A 20,829-nucleotide genomic window follows, 5' to 3' on the forward strand; every position below is an offset into this window, starting at 1 on the left:
TTAAGACAATACATTATATGAATCGTTCATTCAATACATTATATAACATAGGACTTGTTGCATTTGCAATGCTTTTTGTTCAAGTGGTTACTGCACAAGAAGAGGAGTCTACCATAGGAACAGAGGTGGTAAACGTTGTAAAGGCGTATACTCCTACTATAAGTGATGCTTTTAAAGTAAAAGCAACTCCTGCGCTTAATGACTCTATCACTACGGCAAAAAAGAAGGTGACCTATAGTATTTTTTCTGTGCCTGTAGCAAGTACGTTTACTCCAGCTAAAGGTAAAGCGGCAGTAGTAAAGAAAACAAAAAAGGAGAAGTTATATGATAACTATGCAACTGTTGGTTTTGGTAGCTACACATCGGTACTAGCAGAGCTTTATAGTAATTTTCAAATAAGCCGTACAGAGGATTTTGGTGTCTTTTTAAACCATAATTCTTCTCAGGGCGGAATAGACGGCACTGTAGTAGACGATTATTTTTATGATAGCAGGCTTAATTTAAGTTACGGTGCGCGCGAGCGTGATATGACATGGAGAGCAGATCTTGATGCAAAGCATCAAGTATATAATTGGTATGGAATTCCTGAGGAGCTTAAGACAATAAACGGAACTGGTAACACGCCTTTATTTAATGAAGATTTTGATGTGTCTCATTCTTTTCTCACAGCAGGATTAAATGGTAGTGTAAGTTTGCAAGATTCTTTCTTTAAGAAGGCAAATGCTACGTTGAGGTACTTTGGTGATGATCAAGACAGCGGCGAACTTAGAGCAGTAGTTGCGCCTACATTTGAGTTTCCTATTGCGGGAGAGCTTATTACAACAAAAGTAACAGCAGATTATGTAAGCGGTTCTTTTGAGAACGCATTTGATACCGTAGATACAGAAATCAATTATAGCTTTCTTAATGCGGGGATAAATCCAAGTCTTGTGATTTTAAGAGATGATCTTGAGGTGACTTTAGGAGTAGAAGCAATGGTGTCGCTGGATACTGAGGTAAGTAAAACAGACTTCTTTGTGTATCCAAAGATTACAGCATCTTACCGAGTGGCTGGAGATTATTTCATTGCGTATGCAGGACTAGAAGGCGGATTACAGCAAAATAACTACCACGATTTTGCTCAAGAAAATCCTTTTATCTCACCTACACTTACCATCAAGCCAACAGATAAGCAGTATGACGGTTATTTAGGAATGAAGGGTAAATTATCTGAAGCCTTGAGTTATAACCTACGTGCAAGTTATACGGCAGAGAGTGATAAGGCTTTATTTATACACAATCCATACTCGCAAAGCGGTAATGGCTTTGGTGCAAATGGATATGCAAACGGAAACTCTTTCTCAATTGCTTATGACGATATTAATACGGTAGGAGTATTTGCAGAGCTTAATTTTGATGTGAATGCAAACTTTAAAATGAAAGTAAACGGTCAATACAATACGTATGACACAGATAGCCAGCAAGAAGCTTGGAACCTTCCAGACTTACAAGCATCTGTTTTTGCAGATTATCAGATTACAGAAAAATGGTTTGCTGGGGTTAATTTATTTTTTGTGGGAGAGCGCAGTGATTTAGTATCTAGTAACGACCCTGCAGATCTTTTAGTTACAAACACAATACAAACTCTAGATAGCTATTTTGATGCAAATGCTCATGTCGGGTATCGCTTTAATAATCGCTTGTCTGCATTTGCTCGTGTAAACAATATTCTAGACAGTAATTACGAGAAATGGCTCAACTATGAAGTGCAAGGCCTTCAAGGAATGGTGGGAGCTACTTATAAATTTGACTTTTAAAAGCAACCTTTACACAAAGAGTGCATCTTCTATGTAAACCCCTAAGGTTATGAAGAGATTAATAGGTGCGCTAGCATTCATTATTATGCTGAGTTCTTGTAGTAGTGATTTAGACAGCGCTCTAGCAGATTGCAGTGCAGTATCTTGTGCGTCTGGTAATATTGTTATACAATTCTTAGACGCCGAAACTGGAGAAGATGTGTTTTTTAACAACACATATTCTTTTGATGAGCTAGTAGTTACAGATGTGTCAAATAACACAGAATTTCCTTTTTTTACGGGTATAGTTGATGAGTCGCAGATGGCTCAAGTAGCACTCAATGCTTTTTCAGAAAGTCGCTCAAATGTAGTGTTGCTTATAACCGTTCCTGATGGTTTTGAAACAGACTTGTCTTTTGACGTGGAGTTTCAAGAGGGAGAATGTTGTAATATAAATAACTACTCAGATGTACAGTTTTCAAATGTTGAAAATGTAGTGCAGAGTCAGGGTGGTTTTTTCTATAATGTATATCTTTAAGCCAGTCTGTTATTAAGATAGTAGCAGTTACTGTAAGATATTAAAGACTATTGAACAATAATTGGCACTGCGAACTTTGTAATCACCAGCGTAAAAACTTACGTGAGGGTTCAATTTGTAATCTCACAAAACGCAAACCAGACTTTAACCGTACGTGCTCAAAAAAACTATTTTCTACAAAATTCAAAAACAGGCTAAGAGAGGTAAACGTTGTTTACCAGCATACTATTCAAGATAAGTGGTGGAATTATAGCTATACAATACTATTTGGGTTGTTGGGAGTAGGCCTTTTTGGGTTATCTGCATATTCTCTAAGTTATGTTTCAGAGATGCATTCTTCACTAGCTCCATCAAATTCTCATGCCCTCAAGTTGTATCTCATTCCGTTTATAATTTTTGGTGTTGCCTTAAAAGTTTTATCACAAGCTATTGGCATGTACAATATGTACATTTTGAAAACTCGAGAGGCAAAACTCAAAAAAGATAGGGTAGACGCAGTTCTGGAGCTGTATAATATCACTTATGATTTAGAGATTGATCTTCACCCCAATTATAGGTCGCCTCAAGATGCAAAAGTTAATCTTGAGGTTCATAAACCTAGATAAAAACTATCAACGTACTAGGAGTCTTTTGTATTTTTAAACAAAAAACCAACGATGCGTAAAATTCTTTATTCTTTAGCAATCCTTCCTTTATTATTTTCTTGTGACACCAAGCAATCTGTAGATCTTATTGTTACAAATGCAAATGTGTATACGGTAGATAACGCTTTCGCGAAAGCGGAATCTTTTGCAATCAAAGATGGAAAATTTATAGCAGTAGGCACATCTAACGACATTACCGAAAAGTATGAAGCTGCTGAAACAATAGATGCTACAGGAAAAACTGTGTTGCCAGGACTTATAGATGGTCACTGTCACTTTTATGGACTTGGTCAAAACCTCCAAATAGCAGATCTCGTTGGTACTGAAAGTTATGATGAGGTAATTGCAAAAGTATCTGCCTTTGCAAAGGCAAACCCTGACGCAACAGTCTTGAGAGGAAGAGGATGGGATCAAAACGATTGGGCTGTAAAAGAATTTCCTACTAAGGAGAAGCTTGACGCTTTATTTCCAGATGTTCCTGTTGTTTTAGAGCGTGTGGATGGTCATGCATATTTAGTAAATCAAAAAGCGTTAGATCTTGCTAGTATAGATGCTTCTACAAAGGTAAGTGGAGGAGAAGTCGTACTTGTAGACGGCAAAGTAACGGGTGTTCTTATTGACACACCGCAAACATTAGTTGACGCAGTATTGCCACAACCTAGCACTGCCGAAAGTGCTCAAGTGTTATTAGAAGCACAGGAGCTTTGTTTTTCTTACGGTCTTACCACTGTAAACGATGCAGGTCTTAATAAAAATATTGTAGAACTTATAGATAGCCTTCAGCGAGCTGGAAGTTTGCAAATGAGGGTATATGCAATGTTATCTAATAATGAAGAAAATCTAGATCACTACCTAACTACAGGAAAAGTAAAAACAGATCGTCTTAATGTACGTTCTATAAAGGTGTATGGTGATGGAGCCTTAGGTTCTCGTGGAGCGACAATGCGTAAGGCTTATAGCGATAAGGATGGACATTTTGGAGCGATGATCACTCCATCTGAAGAGATGAATGATCTTGCAAAACGTATTGCCGCAGCAGATTTTCAAATGAATACACATGCCATAGGTGATAGTGCAAATGTAGTTGTGCTGAGAGCTTATGAAAAAGTACTAGCTTCTAAAACAGATCCAAGATGGAAAGTAGAACATGCACAAATAGTATCAAGAGAAGATTTTGATGTTTTTAGTGAGAAGATTTTACCTTCTATACAGCCTACACACGCTACTAGCGATATGTATTGGGCAGAAGATAGAGTAGGAGCAGAGCGTATCAAAGGAGCGTATGCATATAAAGACTTATTAAATCAGTCAGGTGTTGTAATCCTAGGAACAGATTTTCCTGTAGAGCAGGTAAGTCCGTTTTATACATTCTATGCCTCTGTTGCTCGTAAAGATTTAAAACAATATCCAGAAGGTGGGTACCAGATGGAGAATGCACTTACTAGAGAAGAAACGTTAAAAGGAATGACAATCTGGGCTGCCTATTCAAATTTTGAAGAAGACGAGAAAGGAAGTATTGAAACTGGAAAGTTTGCAGATTTTATTATCATGGATGAAGATATTATGACGGTAGAAGAGGATAAAATCCCTAACTTAAAAGTAGCTGCTACGTATGTGGATGGTGTAAAAGTGTATCAGCAGTAGGCGATACTGCTTTGCAATCCAGGTGAGGCTAGCAGTTTTTATATTAATCACAATTACACTATAATTCTATGAGCTTCCTTACCGCAGCATGGCGCCAGCTTGCTTTTATAAATTATGAAGTAGATCCAGCTCTTTTAGAGCCATATGTCCCTCATGGAACAGAGTTAGATTTTTATGAAGGTAAATGTTATGTGAGTGTCATTGCCTTTATGTTTATGGATACACGCATAAAGGGTGTCAAAATTCCCTTTCACGTAAATTTTGAGGAAGTGAATCTGCGGTTTTATGTGCGTAGAAAAGATGGAGGTGTTTGGAAACGTGGTGCAGTGTTTATAAAAGAAGTAGTTCCTAAGCCTGCAATTTCTATCGTAGCAAACGCACTTTATAACGAGAGTTATGAAACGCTACCTATGCGACATAAGTGGGATATTACAAGTGAAGATCGTAAGATTTCCTATGGATGGAAAAAGGACAACAAATGGCAGTCTATTGATATAGAAGCCGCTGTAGCTTCGCAGCCCATCGATCAGCATAGTGAGATGGAGTTTATAGCAGAGCATTACTGGGGATATGCGAGTCCTTCTAAGGTTAAAACTAATGAGTACGAGGTAACGCACCCGCGATGGAATCATTACCCTATAAAGAAAGCAACCTTTGATATTAACTTTGAGACGATGTACGGTGCTAAATTTAGTTTCCTACAAGCCCAGGAGCCTGCTTCTATATATTTGATAGAAGGTTCGGCAATAACGATTGAGGGCAAAACGGTGATTAAGAAATAACGAGCATGGCAGATATTCATAAAGAAGCGCAAGATCACCTTATAGAGATGGCTTATTATAGAATGCCTTTTGGCAAATACAAAGGTTGGTACTTGGTTGATCTGCCAGAATCTTATTTTGTGTGGTTTAGACAACAAGGTTTTCCAGAGGGTAAGCTAGGAAGGTTACTTCAAGAAATGATGGAAATTAAAATAAATGGTTTAGAACCCATGATTAAAAAAATCCAACAAAAGTATCCTAGACCAGCTAATTTAAGGAGGTAATTTAAAACGACTTGTGAATTATAAAGATTGCAGGTCTTTTGTGTAAGTCTGGTGCATTAGTTTTCCAGAAAGAAGCGCTTTTTGTCACAATATATTCTGTTGGAAGTGTGATATCACAAGCAATACAAACTTGAGTTTCAGGATGCACAGTATTGCAAATGTCTTCTAGCATCTTATTATTGCGATACGGGGTCTCGATGAATAATTGCGTTTGTCCTTGTTCTGAAGATAAGCGCTCTAATCGTTTCAACTCTTGCTTACGCTGTTGTGCATCAATAGGTAGATATCCATTAAAAGCAAAATTTTGACCATTCATACCGCTACTCATCATTGCCATGAGTATAGATGATGGACCTACAAGTGGCACAACTTGGATGCCTTTTTGATGTGCAATCTTCACCACCTCTGCTCCAGGATCTGCAACGCCTGGAACTCCCGCCTCAGATAATAAACCTACAGATTCCCCTTGTAAACATGGTTCTAGGTATGATGGAAGCTCAGATATATCTGTGTATTTATTTAACGGAAATAATTTTAAAGAGGGCTGCGATTTACTTGGAGATATCGCTTTTATGGAGCGACGCGCTGTTTTTTCATTTTCTACGATGTATGTATCTATAAATTCTACCACCTTCTTTACAGAGATAGGCATCACCTCTAGTGCACTAGTATCACCTAGTGTAGTGGGTATCAGATATAATTTTCCAGTTGCAGTAAATGAACTCATAGGTAGGTAGTTTATAGGTTGGGGTTATCGTATGGGTGCAATATAATTAGATCGCGGGATATGCACAAAATTTACTTTTGCAATGTCCATAATTTTAAATGCCCTAATTATGCTAGTTCTTTTGCGATATGATCGCATGCGGTATCCAGCATTTCATATACTCTCTCAAAGTCTTCTTGACTTCCGTGATATGGATCTGGAACATCTACTTTCTCTCCATGAAAAACTACATCTAGAATCATTGTCACTTTACGGCGCTGTTCATCTGTAGTGGCTTTTGCTAGTACATCTTCTAGGTTGTTTTGATCCATGACATAAATATGATCAAAATCATTAAAGTCACTTTCGGATAGCTGGCGTCCTCTAAGTCCTGAGATATCGACTCCATGAGATAATCCTACTTTTACGCTTCTGGGATCTGGTGGATTTCCCACGTGCCAGTCTCCTGTGCCTACGGAGTCTACATTAAAAAGAGTTGCGTCTAGTTTAGATCTTAAAATACCTTCGGCAAGTGGAGATCTACATATGTTTCCTAGGCATACCATTAAGATCTTTGTAGTGGAGGGAGCTTGTTTATTCATTACTCTAAGGTAATTAAATTTATTACGCTTTCGCGAAAGCAAAACCAAAAACCCTAAAAACAGTAAACCCCGACCAAAAATGGTCGAGGCTCACATACACATAGCACAAAACTTAATATTAATGCTCGTTTAAACGGAAATCTGGATAAGCACTCATTCCGTGTTCGTGAGGGTCAAGTCCTTCAATTTCTTCAGTTTCTGAAACTCGTAGTCCCACAGTTTTCTTGAGAACGAATAATATTATAAATGACGTGATAATACAGAAAACAGCATAAGATCCTACACCTATTAGTTGGCTCACAAACTGTGCTCCACTAGCTAAGCTTCCAAAAATACCAACTGCAAGTGTGCCCCAAATACCACATATTAAGTGTACTGCAATAGCTCCTACAGGATCGTCTAGTCTTAGTTTATCTACAAGTGCGACACCAAAAACGATTATGGCTCCTGCAATCGCCCCTATAGCAATCGCATCTGTAGGGCTCATTACGTCTGCCCCAGCTGTTATACCCACAAGACCTCCTAGTATTCCATTTAAAAACATGGTGAGATCATAGTTTTTATACAATAATGTAGATACAAGAAAAGCAAATACTCCTCCGGCTGCTGCCGCAAGTGACGTAGTTACAAGAGTAAGAGATGTTAGTGCAGGATCTGCAGATAGTACAGAACCTCCGTTAAAGCCAAACCATCCTAACCATAGTATAAGAACGCCAGCCGTTGCAAGCGGTACATTATGTCCAGGGATGGCTTGTGGTTTACCATTTTCATCAAACTTTCCTATGCGCGATCCAAGTAAGAATACCGCAACGAGTGCAGCCCATCCTCCTACAGAGTGCACAAGGGTAGATCCAGCAAAGTCATAAAAAGGTGTTTCTAGTGTTTGTAAAAATCCGCCTCCCCATTTCCAAGATCCAGCAATAGGGTATACAAACCCTACGTAAAGTAATACAAAGACCATAAATGGACCTATTTTAATACGCTCTGCTACGGCACCAGATACTATAGTTGCTGCTGTTGCTGCAAACATCCCTTGAAAAAGAAAGTCTGTCCAGTAAGTATAGCCTTCGTTATAAGTGAGGTCAAGAACGCCTTCTGCATTGAGTGGTGCATCAAGACCAAAGCCCGCAAACCCTAAAAACCCATTGAATTCTCCAGGGTACATAAGATTGAAGCCTACTAAGCAATAAAGTAGGAGACCTACAGTGATTATAAAAATATTTTTAAAAAGAATGTTGATAGTATTTTTTTGACGTGTGAGTCCTATTTCTAAAAATGAAAACCCAAGGTGCATGAAGAAAACTAGACCAGTACAGATCATCATCCATACATTATTTACAGTTAAAATTTCCATAAGTTGTTAATGCTATATTATTATAAGTTTTTAGACTATTTAAGTGTTTGATTTCCTTTCTCTCCAGTACGAATGCGATAGCACTCGCTTATGTCTGAGACAAAGATTTTACCGTCTCCTACATCACCGGTGCGTGCAGATTCGATAATTGTTTTAATGGTAATTTCTTCAAATTCATTATTTACTACGATGCTTAAATAGCGTCGTTGTATGTCGCTGGTGCTATAGCTCACGCCACGGTAAACAGAACCTTTTTTTTCGTTACCAAGTCCAGTAACATCCCAATAGGAGAAGAAGTTTACACCCACATCATGCAGTGCCTTTTTTACCGCCGAAAATTTGGATTTACGAATGATTGCTTCTATTTTTTTCATGTTTTAGGTTATTTAAAATTTATATATGCCTGCGATTAGAAATGAAGATAATGAGCTGTTAGGCTCAAGGTCAGTATCAAGGAAGGTGTCTTCACTTGCGCTGTCTAAGCGAAATTCTGGTTTGATAGTAAGATCACCTACGGTATAACTTCCAGTAAGAGTAACTGCAAGTACAGATGCATCTCCCTCTTCATCATAACCTCCTATGGCTCCAGCACCACCTTCTGTTTCTGCAAAGTATTCTCCTCTCAGTCCTAGGGTGAAAGATTCTGATGTTTTGTATTGTGGGTATAGTGCAACTCCATAAAATGAAGCTCCGTCTGTGTCATTGTATGTTGCGTTGAGACCTAGGTAAAAGTCATCTGATAGATCGTGACCAGTAGTAAGATCTACTTGGAATGTACTTTCTGTACTTCCTCCTTGCTTTCCATATAAGAAATTAAGGTAAGTGGTTTTGTAACCTAATTGAGCGCCTAGTGTGTAATCGTTATCAAAATTAAATTCTGTAGCATCTGTCTGGTTGAGTACAACCACCATAGCGCTCCAATCTTCAGATAAAGTAAAGTCTGCTTTTATACCCGTATGAGAGAATGGTCCATATGAAAACATATAAGACGTTGAGTAGTTAAAGTTGAGAGTAGGAGAGATTACTTCATAACCTAAGAAGGTATTAAAGTTTCCTAAGGTAAGTTTTACTTTATCCGAAACATTCCAGTATACGTAAAGTTGGTTTACAATGTTTGAAGAAGGTCCAGATAAAAAAACCGCTTCTTCACCTCTAGGGCCAAAAACTAAATCTGCCACAGCACCTACTTTTCCATTTTCACTTTCAAAAGAGCCTATCACATTTGCCATACCAATTGCAAAACCATTGCGATTTGCAAAAGAGGTATTTGGGGCAATTGCATCCTCGCCATTGGGTCCAGAAAGGTTTTGTCTAAAGTATGTGTCGACACTTCCCTCTACAGTAAATTTTTTCTTTTTTGAATCTTCTTGAGCAAATATGCAAGTGGATGTAATAGCCAGTACTAAGAACGTAACAATGGACTTCATAAGAGTGTAATTTTTTGTTGATTAGTTCTCAAATGTATCTTAAAATTTAGTTAAGGGTATAAATTTTATAGGTGTTTTGTAAATTTTTATGGTTTTTTCAAAATTACCCCTATTAAATTAGGGGTGTTGTAAATTATTTGCTGATTTGTTGTGATATGCATTTCGACATAATTGAGTTTTGAGGGCTTTTTTAGTTAAATAATTGAGGATAATTTTAAATTTGAATCTATTCTTTAAATTAACTATAACGTTATCGTCGTTTTTAACCGCTTTTAACAGTTTGAATTTGACAAAATAAGCGGGCTTATAATGCGGTTATATGAATTTAATACCACCTAAATTTTATTAATCGTAATAATGAATGGTGCTTTTTGTGACTTAGATAAGTAGGATTATCTTGTGAATAAGAAACAATGGTATTACCATAAAAATGTACACAATGCTTAAGGATCAAGGATTATATTTAAAGGAGTTTGAACACGACGCGTGTGGAGCGGGATTCATTTGTAGTTTAAAAGGAATAAAGTCAAATGACATTATTCATAAGGCGTTAGAAATTCTTGAAAAGCTAGAACATCGAGGGGCTGTAAGTGCAGATGGAAGAACGGGAGATGGTGCTGGGATACTCATAGATATTCCTCATGATTATTTTCAAGCTAGCTGTGATTTTGATCTACCTCAAGAAGGGAGTTATGCTGTGAGTAATGTCTTTCTACCTCGTAAACAAAATCAACGAGATTACTGTATTTCGGTGTTTGAGAAGAGTCTTGCAGATCAGGGTATACATATTATAGGATGGAGAGATGTGCCGGTAGATAAATCTATCTTAGGTGAGATTGCTCAGGTTTCAGAACCCTTTGTAAAGCAAATCTTTGTTTCTTATAATGGTGGTCATAAAAATCCCGCTTTCGCGAAAGCGCAACAAAAACCCACTCCAGAATTTGCATTTAATTTAAAATTATTTACTGCACGTAAAATTGCTGAACATACTATATATGGTTCTAAGCTTTCTGAAAGTTCATTCTTTTATGTGCCTAGCTTTTCTACCAAAACAATCATTTATAAGGGGCTATTAATGCCTCAAGACATTAAGGTGTATTATAAGGACTTGATGGATCCTAGAGTTGTGACGCGTCTGGCGCTTGTGCATCAGCGTTTTTCTACAAATACATTTCCTACTTGGGATCTTGCACAGCCTTTTAGATACATGTGCCATAATGGAGAGATTAATACCTTGCGAGGCAATGTAACTCGTATGTACTCCAGAGAGGAACTTATGGAGAGTCCGCTTTTTGGAGAGGATATCAAAGCAATCCTTCCCGTAGTAATACCAGGTAAGTCTGATAGTGCATCTATGGATATGGTGGTGGAGTTGTTGTTAATGACCGGCCGCTCACTTCCAGAGGTAATGATGATGCTCGTTCCAGAGGCATGGGAAAAAAATAAGGAGATGTCTCCTGCCAAACGTGCTTTTTATGAGTTCAACTCTTGCCTTATGGAGCCTTGGGACGGGCCTGCATCTATTCCTTTTACAGATGGTAATTATATAGGTGCTGTACTTGATCGTAATGGACTGCGCCCATCGCGTTATTCTGTTACAAAGGATGGTTATGTGATTATGTCTTCAGAAATTGGGGTAGTAGATATTGAGCCTAGCAATGTGCAATTTCATGGTCGTCTAGAACCTGGCAAAATGTTTCTAGTAGACATGGCGCAAGGTCGTATCATTAATGATGAAGAAATAAAAGAAGAGATTGCATCGCGTAACCCATATCAACAATGGCTTGATGAAAATTTAATCCACTTAAGGGATATTCCTTATAATGAGTGTCCACTATTTTTAGATGAAGCACCACTAAAGGAGCGTTTAATCACCTTTGGATACACGCAAGAAGATATAAACACCATCATATTACCTATGGCTGCAAATGCCAAGGAGCCTATAGGTTCTATGGGTAATGATGCTCCTATTGCTGCGCTTTCAGAAAGGCCGCAGCTCATTTATAACTACTTCAAGCAGTTATTTGCTCAGGTTACAAATCCGCCTCTTGATGGAATAAGAGAAGAGTTGATTACAGATATTTCTCTAACCCTAGGAGCCGATTATAATATTTTTGACATTAATGCTGCACATTGTAGAAAGTTGAAAATTCAAAATCCAGTTATATCAAAACAAGATTTAGATAAGATTAAAAGTCTAGATGATAAAAACTTCAAAGTGGTTTCTGTGCCGATGTTATATCAGGTAGAGAGAGGTCATAATGGTCTTGAGGAAGCACTAGAAAAACTGTTGCAAAATGTAAGTAAGCAGCTTGATGAGGGATCAAATATTGTTATTCTATCAGATAGAAATACGTCAATTACAGAGGCGCCTATACCGGCGTTGCTAGCATGTTCTTATGTGAACAACGGACTAGCAACTCATAAAAAGAGATCACAATTAAGTTTAATAATTGAATCTGCAGAGCCTAGAGAGGTGCATCATTTTGCGTTATTATTTGGTTATGGCGCGAGCGCGATTAACCCTTATATGGTAAATGAGATTATAGAAAATCACCCAGAAGATCTTGAGCTTGCTAGTGTAGATGTAGAAGAAGCTATTCAAAACTTTAATAAGGCTGTAGGTAAGGGAGTGCTCAAGGTGATGAATAAGATTGGTATTTCTACACTCAATTCATATCGCAGTTCGCAACTATTTGAATGTATAGGTATCAGTAAAAAAGTAGTTTCAAAATACTTTCCGCGCACAGTGACTAGAATTGAGGGTGTAGGATTGCATCAACTAGAAGGAGAAATAAGTAAGCGTCATAAAGCTGCATACGATAAAAAAGAAATTGCTGCAGATTTGCCACTAGAAATAGGTGGTGAGTATAGATGGAGAAGAGATGGTGAAGCGCATTTATTTAACCCACTTACGATTGCAAAACTTCAAGAATCTGTACGAAGTAATAAACCTGTAATCTATAAAGAGTATGCAGATCGAGTAAATAATCAGGCTAAACAACTAATGACTATTAGAGGCTTGTTTGAGTTTACAAATTATGATCCTATAGATATAGATGAAGTAGAGCCTTGGACGGATATTGTAAAACGTTTTAAAACGGGAGCAATGTCTTATGGGTCTATTAGTAAAGAGGCACACGAGACACTAGCTGTAGCGATGAATCGTATAGACGGTAAATCAAATTCTGGCGAAGGAGGAGAAAACCAAGAGCGTTTTTATAAAGATGTAAACGGTGATTGGAAAAATAGTGCAATTAAGCAAGTAGCTTCTGGACGATTTGGCGTTACCTCAAATTATCTAACTAATGCTGCAGAGATTCAAATAAAAATGGCACAAGGTGCTAAGCCTGGTGAAGGGGGACAGCTGCCAGGCCCTAAGGTGAATCCAGAAATTGCAAAGACACGTAACTCTACACCATATGTAGGATTGATTTCTCCACCACCGCATCATGATATTTACTCTATTGAGGATTTGTCACAATTAATTTATGATTTAAAATCTGCAAATAGAGAGGCACGTATAAATGTAAAATTAGTATCAGAAGTAGGTGTAGGGACTGTAGCGGCTGGTGTTGCAAAAGCTAAGGCAGATGTGATTTTAATCTCCGGTCATGATGGAGGTACAGGTGCAACGCCACTTACGTCATTAAAACATACGGGGCTTCCGTGGGAATTAGGACTCGCCGAAGCGCAGCAAACACTCGTTATGAATGATTTGCGTGGCCGTGTGAGGCTAGAGTGCGATGGCCAACTCAAAACAGGTAGAGACGTAGCAATTGCATGTCTTCTAGGGGCCGAGGAGTTTGGTTTTGCAACTGCACCGCTAGTGGCTTCTGGCTGTATAATGATGCGTGTTTGTCACTTAAATACTTGTCCTGTGGGAATTGCTACACAAAACCCTGAGCTACGTAAGCGATTTAAAGGAAAACCTGAGCATGTGGTAAACTTCATGTATTTCGTTGCGCAAGAGCTTCGCGAGATTATGGCAAAGCTCGGTTTTAAGACAGTAGATGAGATGGTAGGGCAAGTGCAAAAGCTAGACCGAAACAAGACCATTGATCAATACAAAGCTTTAGGATTAGATTTAACTCCTATTCTGCATAAAGTAGACGTTAAGGAAGGGCAATCCCTGAGAAATATCGAGAAGCAAGACCATGATCTAGAAAAGGCATTAGATTTTAAAATTATATCTCAGGCGCACCCTGCATTGTTTAGAAAAGAAAAGACAACGCTTGATCTTAAGATTACAAATGAAGACCGAGCGGTAGGAGCCATCTTAAGTAATGAGATTTCAAAAATTTATGGAGTTAATGGGCTGCCAGAAAATACCTTAAAAATCAATTTTGAAGGTTCGGCTGGACAGAGCTTTGCGGCATTTGCCACTCATGGATTGACGCTTTCGGTTACTGGAAATACAAATGACTATATAGGTAAAGGGCTTTCTGGAGCAAAAGTTATTGTAAAAGTACCTGTAGAGGCGACTATTATTCCTGAGGATAATGTGATTATTGGAAACGTAGCATTTTACGGTGCCACCGCTGGAGAGGCTTATATTAATGGAAAAGCAGGGGAACGCTTTTGTGTGCGTAACTCGGGAGCTAGAGCTGTGGTAGAAGGTATAGGTGATCATGGTTGTGAGTACATGACTGGAGGTGTAGCGGTGATTTTGGGAGCTGTAGGAAGAAACTTTGGAGCTGGAATGAGTGGTGGAATTGCATATGTGTATGATGTAGATAGTACGCTTTCGCGAAAAGCAAACTCAGAGGGCTTAAACTTCTTAAAGGTAGAAGAAACTAAAGACCGTGAGGAGCTAAGACAGTTGGTTGAGAACCATTATAATGCAACACAATCTCCACTAGCACAACGTTTCCTAGAAAATTGGGATGTGGAAATAGGTAATTTCACGAAAGTGTTACCAGAAGAATACCGCCAAGCTTTACTGAGACTAGAGGAAGAACAAAAAATAGCAAACTAAGAGATGGGAAAAGTAACAGGATTTTTAGAATTTGAGCGTAAAGATGAACGCTATGTAGCGCCAGAGGAACGCTTGAAAAATTATAAAGAATTTACCGTTCCGCTAGAAGAGGTTGACCTTAAAAAGCAAGGAGGTAGGTGTATGGATTGCGGGATTCCATTTTGTCATTCTGGATGCCCGTTGGGTAATCTTATACCAGACTTTAATGATGCCGTCTACAAAGGACGCTGGAAAGAAGCTGCAGGAATATTACATGCGACAAATAATTTTCCAGAATTTACTGGAAGACTTTGTCCTGCTCCGTGTGAGGAAGCTTGTGTTCTTGGTATTAATGCAGACCCTGTAAGTATTGAAAATATCGAAAAAAATATAGTAGAGCGTGCTTTCGAAGAAGGATGGATTACGGCGCAACCACCTGTAAAACGTACAGGAAAGTCTGTTGCCGTTATTGGTTCTGGTCCATCTGGTCTTGCAGCGGCACAGCAACTTAATAGGGCTGGGCACGCTGTAACAGTTTTTGAAAGAGATGCAAAGGTAGGTGGGCTACTGCGCTATGGTATTCCAGATTTTAAGATGGAAAAACAGGTGATTGATCGTCGTCTTCAGGTCCTTAAAGAAGAAGGAATCACCTTTAAAACGAATGCAAATGTTGGACAAAATATAAGCGTAGAGGCTCTTCAAGATGAGTATGATGCTATTGTACTTTGCGGTGGTGCTACTGTGAGAAGATCTATTCCTATTAAAGGAGCACATCTTAAAGGAGTGTATCAAGCAATGGATTTTTTAAAGCAAAATAATGAGCGTCAAGATGGTTTAAATAACTGGGAAGAAGACATTGTAGCGACCGATAAGAAAGTTATTGTAATAGGAGGAGGAGATACAGGTTCTGATTGTATAGGCACGAGTAATAGGCAGGGGGCGAATAGTGTGACTAATTTTGAGATACTCAATAAACCTACTGTAGAGCGACCAGCGGAGCAGCCTTGGCCATATTACCCTATGCGACTACGCACGAGTTCTTCACACAAAGAAGGGGTTGATCGTGTATTTAGTATATCAACTAAGGAATTTGTGGGTGACGCTGCAGGAAATCTCACAGGATTAATTACCGCAGAAGTGGAGTGGATTACTCATGAAAGTGGAAGGCGTGAGCTAAAAGAGGTTCCTAATTCAGAAAAAGAATGGGAATGTGATATGGCATTTCTAGCTCTAGGTTTTACCGGGCCAGAAAAAACACTAATTGACCAATTACATCTCGATACAGATTTGAGGGGTAACATTAAGGCAACTGATTATAGTACTAATGTTTCTGGTGTATTTGCAGCAGGTGATATGCGTAGAGGGCAATCCCTTATCGTCTGGGCAATTTCAGAAGGACGTCAAGCAGCACATCACGTAGATAAGTTTTTAATGGGAAGTTCTGAGCTTCCATTAAAAGATGAGGAAAGCGATTTGCCTAGACGTTAACTATTTGTGATGTTAATTGTATATTGATATTTCTAACAATAGAAGTAGTATCATGAAAATTCAAAAAAGTTCAAAAGGAGAATGGATATCAACTTTTGGAGGAGTGCTTGTTTTAATAGGAATCATGTGTATGGTTTTTGAGGCCAGTAGTTATTTTATTTTTGGATTTCTCATAGCGGGTATTCTTGTTACGAGTGTTGGGGTGGTCAATTCACTTAAGAGTGGTGTCGTAAAAAAGAAAATAGAAAAAGAGAATTAAATTTGACTATAACAGTAAAAATAACAAAGCCTCTACATTTTCATGTAGAGGCTTTGTTATTATAATCAATTCAAGATAGAAGTTACACAGATAGCTTTTTTCCTAAATCTTCTACATATTTTCTAAACTGCTTGTCTGTGCTAGCAAGGTTATCTACCGTTTTACAAGCGTGTAATACGGTTGCGTGATCGCGTTGTCCTATTTGAGAACCTATACTTGCAAGAGATGCCTTTGTAAGCTTCTTTGCAAAGAACATAGCGAGCTGTCTTGCTTGTACAATGTGACGTTTACGAGTTTTAGACTGTAGTGTCTCTACATCCATCTGGAAGTAATCTGATACAATCTTTTGTATGTAATCTATAGATACTTCGCGCTTCGTATGCTTCACGTAGTTGTCTACAATCTTCTTAGCTAGATCTAATGTGATTTCTTTCTTGTTAAAAGAAGAGTGCGCAATAAGTGATATAATAGCACCTTCTAGCTCTCTTACATTTGTCTTGATGTTATTTGCAAGAAATTCTACAATCTCTTCTGGCATCTCAACACCATCTTGATACAGCTTTTGCTTTATGATGGCAATACGCGTTTCAAAGCTTGGGTGTTGTAGCTCTGCACTTAATCCCCATTTAAAACGAGAAAGAAGGCGTTGCTCGATGTCTTGCATATCAACCGGCGCCTTATCTGAGGTAAGAATTACTTGCTTACCATTCTGATGTAGGTGATTAAAGATATGGAAGAACACATCTTGAGTTCCTGCTTTACCACTTAGTAATTGAATATCATCTACAATAAGAACATCAATAACTTGATAGAAATGTATAAAGTCATTTCGGTTGTTCTTTTTTACAGACTCAATGTACTGTTGTGTGAACTTCTCAGCAGATATGTATAAAACAGTCTTTGCTGGATATTTATCTTTTATTTGAACACCTATTGCGTGTGCAAGGTGTGTTTTTCCTAAACCTACACCGCCAAAAACGAGTAGTGGGTTAAATGATGTTCCTCCTGGTTTATTTGCCACAGCCATTCCAGCAGATCTTGCTAGACGGTTAGACTCACCTTCAAGGAAATTTTCAAAATTATAATTAGGATTAAGCTGTGATTCTATTTGTAAATTTCTAATACCTGGAATTACAAAAGGATTTTTAAGCTCTGGATTTTTATTTTTAAATGGAGCATCAACATCTTGAGATTTCATAGCACTTCTATTTGCACTAGGAATTTTTTCTGTAAACGGTTGATTATTTCCATAAGTGTTTTCCATTCTGATTACATAAACCAGTTTGGCGTTTTCACCTAGTACTTTGTTAAGCGCAACTTTAAGAAGTTTAACATAGTGTTCTTCTAGCCATTCATAAAAGAATTTACTAGGCACTTGTATGCTTAATGCGTTATCTGTGAGCTTGACCGCTTTAATCGGTTCAAACCACGTTTTATATGCCTGGGGTGTAATATTGTCCTGAATAAATGCGAGACAATTATCCCATACAGATTGCGCAGTTAGAGTCATTCGTTGAGTTAAATTATTGGTTGTTTTTTAGTACAGAATGCCTTTTAAAAAGATTATCGTATTGTTGATAATGCTCCCTTTAAAAGCTAAGCAAATATGTGAACAAAAAAAGTAATAAAAAAACGAGTGAAGGGTTGTTTTTTCGCAAATTTTGTTGCATCATTTGTAAGATTTAAAATTACAAAAAATAAGACCTCTTTACCGTGAAAAACCATAATACTTTTGTTAAAGTTCGCTACTCAGAAACCGATCAGATGGGCTTTGTGCATCATAGTAACTATGCGCAATATCTTGAAATTGCGAGACTTGAGTGGCTAGAACAGCTTGGAATTTCTTACAAATGGATGGAGGAAAATGGAGTGATGCTTCCAGTATATAATTTAAATACGACCTTTAAAAAATCTGCATTGTTTGATGATCGCCTTAAAATAGAAACTTCACTTAGGAATATTCCTACGGTGCGTATTATGTTCGATTATAAAGTTTATAACCAAAAGGAAGAGTTATTAACAGTGGCAAGTACAGAATTGATCTTTATAAATACTAAAACGGGGAGACCTATGAGGTGTCCAAAATACATTTTAGAGAAACTCTAGTTAATCTTCTTTAAGAAGGTTAATTCCATAGACTTCATTAAAAGCCTCAATTACCTTTTCAGACTCTTTCCTGCGTATGGCCAGATGAAAGACGCAGTCCATTTCCATTTTCTGCTCGATAATGGTGACTTTGTAGTCATTAATTAAACGCATCGCTTTGTTGAGTAAGGAATATTCAAATTGTACAGAAAAAGGGATGTCAATCGTTTTCTCTACTATGCGAGCATTCTCAAGGGCGAGTTGTGCCCCCGTTCTATAAGCATTGATTAGACCGCCTACACCTAATTTTGTTCCGCCAAAATATCGTACAACTACTACAAGCACATTAGTCACATCAAAAGATTGTAGCTGTCCATAAATAGGAGCGCCGGCACTGTTAGAAGGCTCGCCGTCGTCATTTGCACGGTATTGTTCGTATTCCTTACCTAACACATAAGCATAGCACCAGTGCCTGGCTTGATAGTGTTGCTTTTTTAATGCATCTATACGTTCCTTGACTTCTTCCTCTGTGGTAACGGGAAATGCATAGCCAAAGAATTTGCTATTACGATCCTTGAAGAGTGTTTCTTCAGAAGGTGATAAAATGGTGTTATAAGTGTCTTTTTGTTCGATGTTTTAATTTTTTTAGGTACGCTTTCGCGAAAGCGTAATCACACTACTTTTTATTCTTTTTTACATGTTTCAACACTAAGAAGTTCTGAGCATTGGGTTCAAAACCTGAAATGGTCTTCTGTGTAAATCGCACCACTTCGTCATAATAAAGCGGAATGATTGGGGACTGCTCTATAATAAGAGAGTCCATTTTTATGTAGTACTGTTTGCGTTCATTAATCTCTGTAATACTTAAGCTTTTCTCGTAAAGACTGTCGAAGGTCGCACTTTTAAAGTGTGTGTAGTTAGGTCCATTAGGAGTGAAGTTCTTACTGTAAAATAAACTCAAGTAGTTTTCGGCATCTGGATAATCTGCTATCCAACTAGCGCGGAAAGCGTCTAGCTCACCACTACTTTTCATCTGGCGTAATGTAGATGGAGGCATCACATCAATTTGTACATCCAGTCCTACTTTTTGTAGCTCTCGCTGTATGTACTCGCATATATCAAGGTACTGACTGTTTGTCCCGATAGTGAGTTGTGGTGACTGATCTCCAGTTTGTGCAGTGTACTGAGCTACAAGTTCTTTAGCAAGTGTAGGATTGTAACTATAACCTTCTATCTCATTAAAACCTGGAAGTCCCTTGGGAATAAAACCGTTTACTGCAGGTTTTCCTATTCCATTACGTAAATAGGTGATCATTTTCTCACGATCAAAACCGTAGTTTACTGCCTTACGTAATAAAGTAGATTGAACTTCTGGAGTGTTACTATCAAGATAGAAACCTATGTACTCCGTGTTAAGCCATGGTGTTTTTTCAAAATTCACTCTGTCTTCATACTTCTCGCGTAGTGTTCCAGAGGCAGTGAGTATCTCGTCTTTATAAGAAGGATCAAGACTATTTAAAAAGTCAATATTGCCTTGAGCAAACTGTAAAAATTCGCTTTGCTTGTCTGGTAAAAAAGTAATGGCAACAGCTTCTAAGTAAGGAAGGCTATTTCCAGCAGCATCTTTTTCGTAATACAATTCGTTTTTACGAAGAACGAGTTTTACACCTTCTTCCCAACGTTTAAATTTAAACGGACCAGTACCTATAGGGTTTGATCTAAATTCATTTCCATAAAAAGTTGTCACTTCCTTAGGTACAACAGAGCAGTATCTCATGCTAAGCAATCCTAAATATGCAGGAAAAGGCTGCTTTAATTGCACTACAAAAGTACTGTCATTTTCTGCTTTATAATGATCAACGTTACTAAGCACCCAGCTTCCTGGGGATGCAATAGCTGGGTCTGTAAGTCTATCAAAGGAATATGCAAAGTCACTTGCAACTACATTCCTCGTGCTATCAACAGTGTTGAAAGCTTCATGTTTATGAAACTTAACTTCATCACGTAGTGTGAAAGAGTAGGTGAGGGCATCTTCAGAAATAGTCCAAGACTTAGCGATGTCTGGCTGCACATTAAGATCATTATCTAATTGAACAAGTCCATTAAATAACTGATTTACCGGCCAGATAATCGGCGGATTGCGAGCAAAAGCAGGGTCTAATGTCGAAATCTGGTATTGCTCGTTGTATCTAAACACTTCATGATCTCGATCTGTGCTTTTACTGTTTGAGCAACCTACTGTACATAAACTTAAAAGCACGACAGCGAGCCATACAGCTGCTGTCCATGTGCTAGATTTTCTCAA

The 20,829-nt window shown here is 38.1% G+C and carries 18 protein-coding genes; 10 read left to right on the top strand and 8 right to left on the bottom strand.

All coding sequences use genetic code 11. From position 1 onward, the window contains the following. Positions 1 to 17 precede the first annotated feature (17 nt). The 6 genes from SJY23_RS10790 to SJY23_RS10815 all read left to right on the top strand — a co-directional run bounded on the left by SJY23_RS10790 (position 18) and on the right by SJY23_RS10815 (position 5,646). Positions 18 to 1,796 carry a TonB-dependent receptor gene (locus tag SJY23_RS10790; protein WP_396596347.1) on the top strand — a complete coding sequence of 593 codons (1,779 nt, stop codon included), beginning with the start codon at positions 18 to 20 and terminating at the stop codon, positions 1,794 to 1,796. A gap of 49 nt (positions 1,797 to 1,845) precedes the next feature. Continuing rightward, on the top strand, positions 1,846 to 2,313 hold the full coding sequence (locus SJY23_RS10795; RefSeq protein ID WP_396596348.1) for a hypothetical protein: 468 nt from the start codon (positions 1,846 to 1,848) through the stop codon (positions 2,311 to 2,313). Between the two features lie 50 nt (positions 2,314 to 2,363). Beyond that, positions 2,364 to 2,918, top strand: a complete 555-nt coding sequence (locus SJY23_RS10800) for a hypothetical protein (protein ID WP_396596349.1) — start codon at positions 2,364 to 2,366, stop codon at positions 2,916 to 2,918. 51 nt (positions 2,919 to 2,969) lie between these two features. Next, the gene (locus tag SJY23_RS10805) at positions 2,970 to 4,601 is read left to right on the top strand and encodes an amidohydrolase (RefSeq protein ID WP_396596350.1); all 1,632 of its coding nucleotides are present in this window, start codon (positions 2,970 to 2,972) and stop codon (positions 4,599 to 4,601) included. Positions 4,602 to 4,669: 68 nt separating this feature from the next. Next, positions 4,670 to 5,383: a YqjF family protein gene (locus tag SJY23_RS10810; protein ID WP_396596351.1), complete on the top strand. Its 714-nt coding sequence runs from the start codon at positions 4,670 to 4,672 to the stop codon at positions 5,381 to 5,383. Positions 5,384 to 5,388: 5 nt separating this feature from the next. Next, a complete protein-coding gene (locus tag SJY23_RS10815) occupies positions 5,389 to 5,646 on the top strand; it encodes a DUF3820 family protein (RefSeq protein WP_035337517.1) in 258 nt (85 codons plus the stop codon). Position 5,647: 1 nt separating this feature from the next. Here SJY23_RS10815 and SJY23_RS10820 read toward each other — a convergent pair whose 3' ends face one another. The 5 genes from SJY23_RS10820 to SJY23_RS10840 form a co-directional block, all read right to left on the bottom strand. After that, entirely contained in the window at positions 5,648 to 6,373 is a 726-nt protein-coding gene (locus SJY23_RS10820) for an SAM-dependent methyltransferase (RefSeq protein ID WP_035337515.1), read from the bottom strand. Between the two features lie 107 nt (positions 6,374 to 6,480). Further along, positions 6,481 to 6,954, bottom strand: coding sequence for a low molecular weight protein-tyrosine-phosphatase (locus SJY23_RS10825; protein WP_035337512.1), 474 nt, complete (start codon positions 6,952 to 6,954; stop codon positions 6,481 to 6,483). 118 nt (positions 6,955 to 7,072) lie between these two features. Next, positions 7,073 to 8,308: an ammonium transporter gene (locus SJY23_RS10830; RefSeq protein WP_396596352.1), complete on the bottom strand. Its 1,236-nt coding sequence runs from the start codon at positions 8,306 to 8,308 to the stop codon at positions 7,073 to 7,075. 35 nt (positions 8,309 to 8,343) lie between these two features. Then, positions 8,344 to 8,682 (bottom strand): P-II family nitrogen regulator, encoded by a 339-nt coding sequence (locus tag SJY23_RS10835; protein WP_013749505.1) that lies wholly within the window; start codon positions 8,680 to 8,682, stop codon positions 8,344 to 8,346. Positions 8,683 to 8,694: 12 nt separating this feature from the next. Next, positions 8,695 to 9,735: a porin gene (locus SJY23_RS10840; protein ID WP_396596353.1), complete on the bottom strand. Its 1,041-nt coding sequence runs from the start codon at positions 9,733 to 9,735 to the stop codon at positions 8,695 to 8,697. A 439-nt stretch (positions 9,736 to 10,174) separates the two neighbouring features. Between SJY23_RS10840 and gltB the strand changes: the two genes are divergently transcribed. Genes gltB through SJY23_RS10855 form a run of 3 tightly spaced genes read left to right on the top strand, consistent with a single transcriptional unit; the run spans position 10,175 to position 16,439 of the window. Then, a complete protein-coding gene (gene gltB / locus SJY23_RS10845) occupies positions 10,175 to 14,713 on the top strand; it encodes a glutamate synthase large subunit (RefSeq protein WP_396596354.1) in 4,539 nt (1,512 codons plus the stop codon). A gap of 3 nt (positions 14,714 to 14,716) precedes the next feature. After that, positions 14,717 to 16,180: a glutamate synthase subunit beta gene (locus tag SJY23_RS10850; protein ID WP_396596355.1), complete on the top strand. Its 1,464-nt coding sequence runs from the start codon at positions 14,717 to 14,719 to the stop codon at positions 16,178 to 16,180. 52 nt (positions 16,181 to 16,232) lie between these two features. Then, entirely contained in the window at positions 16,233 to 16,439 is a 207-nt protein-coding gene (locus tag SJY23_RS10855; RefSeq protein ID WP_396596356.1) for a hypothetical protein, read from the top strand. An 82-nt stretch (positions 16,440 to 16,521) separates the two neighbouring features. Here the strand turns inward: SJY23_RS10855 and dnaA are convergent, their stop codons facing one another. Next, positions 16,522 to 17,949, bottom strand: a complete 1,428-nt coding sequence (dnaA, locus tag SJY23_RS10860; RefSeq protein WP_035337496.1) for a chromosomal replication initiator protein DnaA — start codon at positions 17,947 to 17,949, stop codon at positions 16,522 to 16,524. A gap of 203 nt (positions 17,950 to 18,152) precedes the next feature. Here dnaA and SJY23_RS10865 point away from each other — a divergent pair, with 203 nt between their 5' ends. Further along, positions 18,153 to 18,545 carry an acyl-CoA thioesterase gene (locus tag SJY23_RS10865; protein WP_396596357.1) on the top strand — a complete coding sequence of 131 codons (393 nt, stop codon included), beginning with the start codon at positions 18,153 to 18,155 and terminating at the stop codon, positions 18,543 to 18,545. Here the strand turns inward: SJY23_RS10865 and SJY23_RS10870 are convergent, their stop codons facing one another. Together SJY23_RS10870 and SJY23_RS10875 are read right to left on the bottom strand one after the other, a co-directional pair. Continuing rightward, on the bottom strand, positions 18,546 to 19,157 hold the full coding sequence (locus SJY23_RS10870) for an IMPACT family protein (RefSeq protein WP_396598117.1): 612 nt from the start codon (positions 19,155 to 19,157) through the stop codon (positions 18,546 to 18,548). Between the two features lie 43 nt (positions 19,158 to 19,200). Further along, positions 19,201 to 20,829, bottom strand: coding sequence for an ABC transporter substrate-binding protein (locus SJY23_RS10875; RefSeq protein WP_396596358.1), 1,629 nt, complete (start codon positions 20,827 to 20,829; stop codon positions 19,201 to 19,203).

This window comes from Dokdonia sp. R86516, assembly GCF_044596715.1.
Classification (GTDB): Bacteria; Bacteroidota; Bacteroidia; order Flavobacteriales; family Flavobacteriaceae; genus Dokdonia.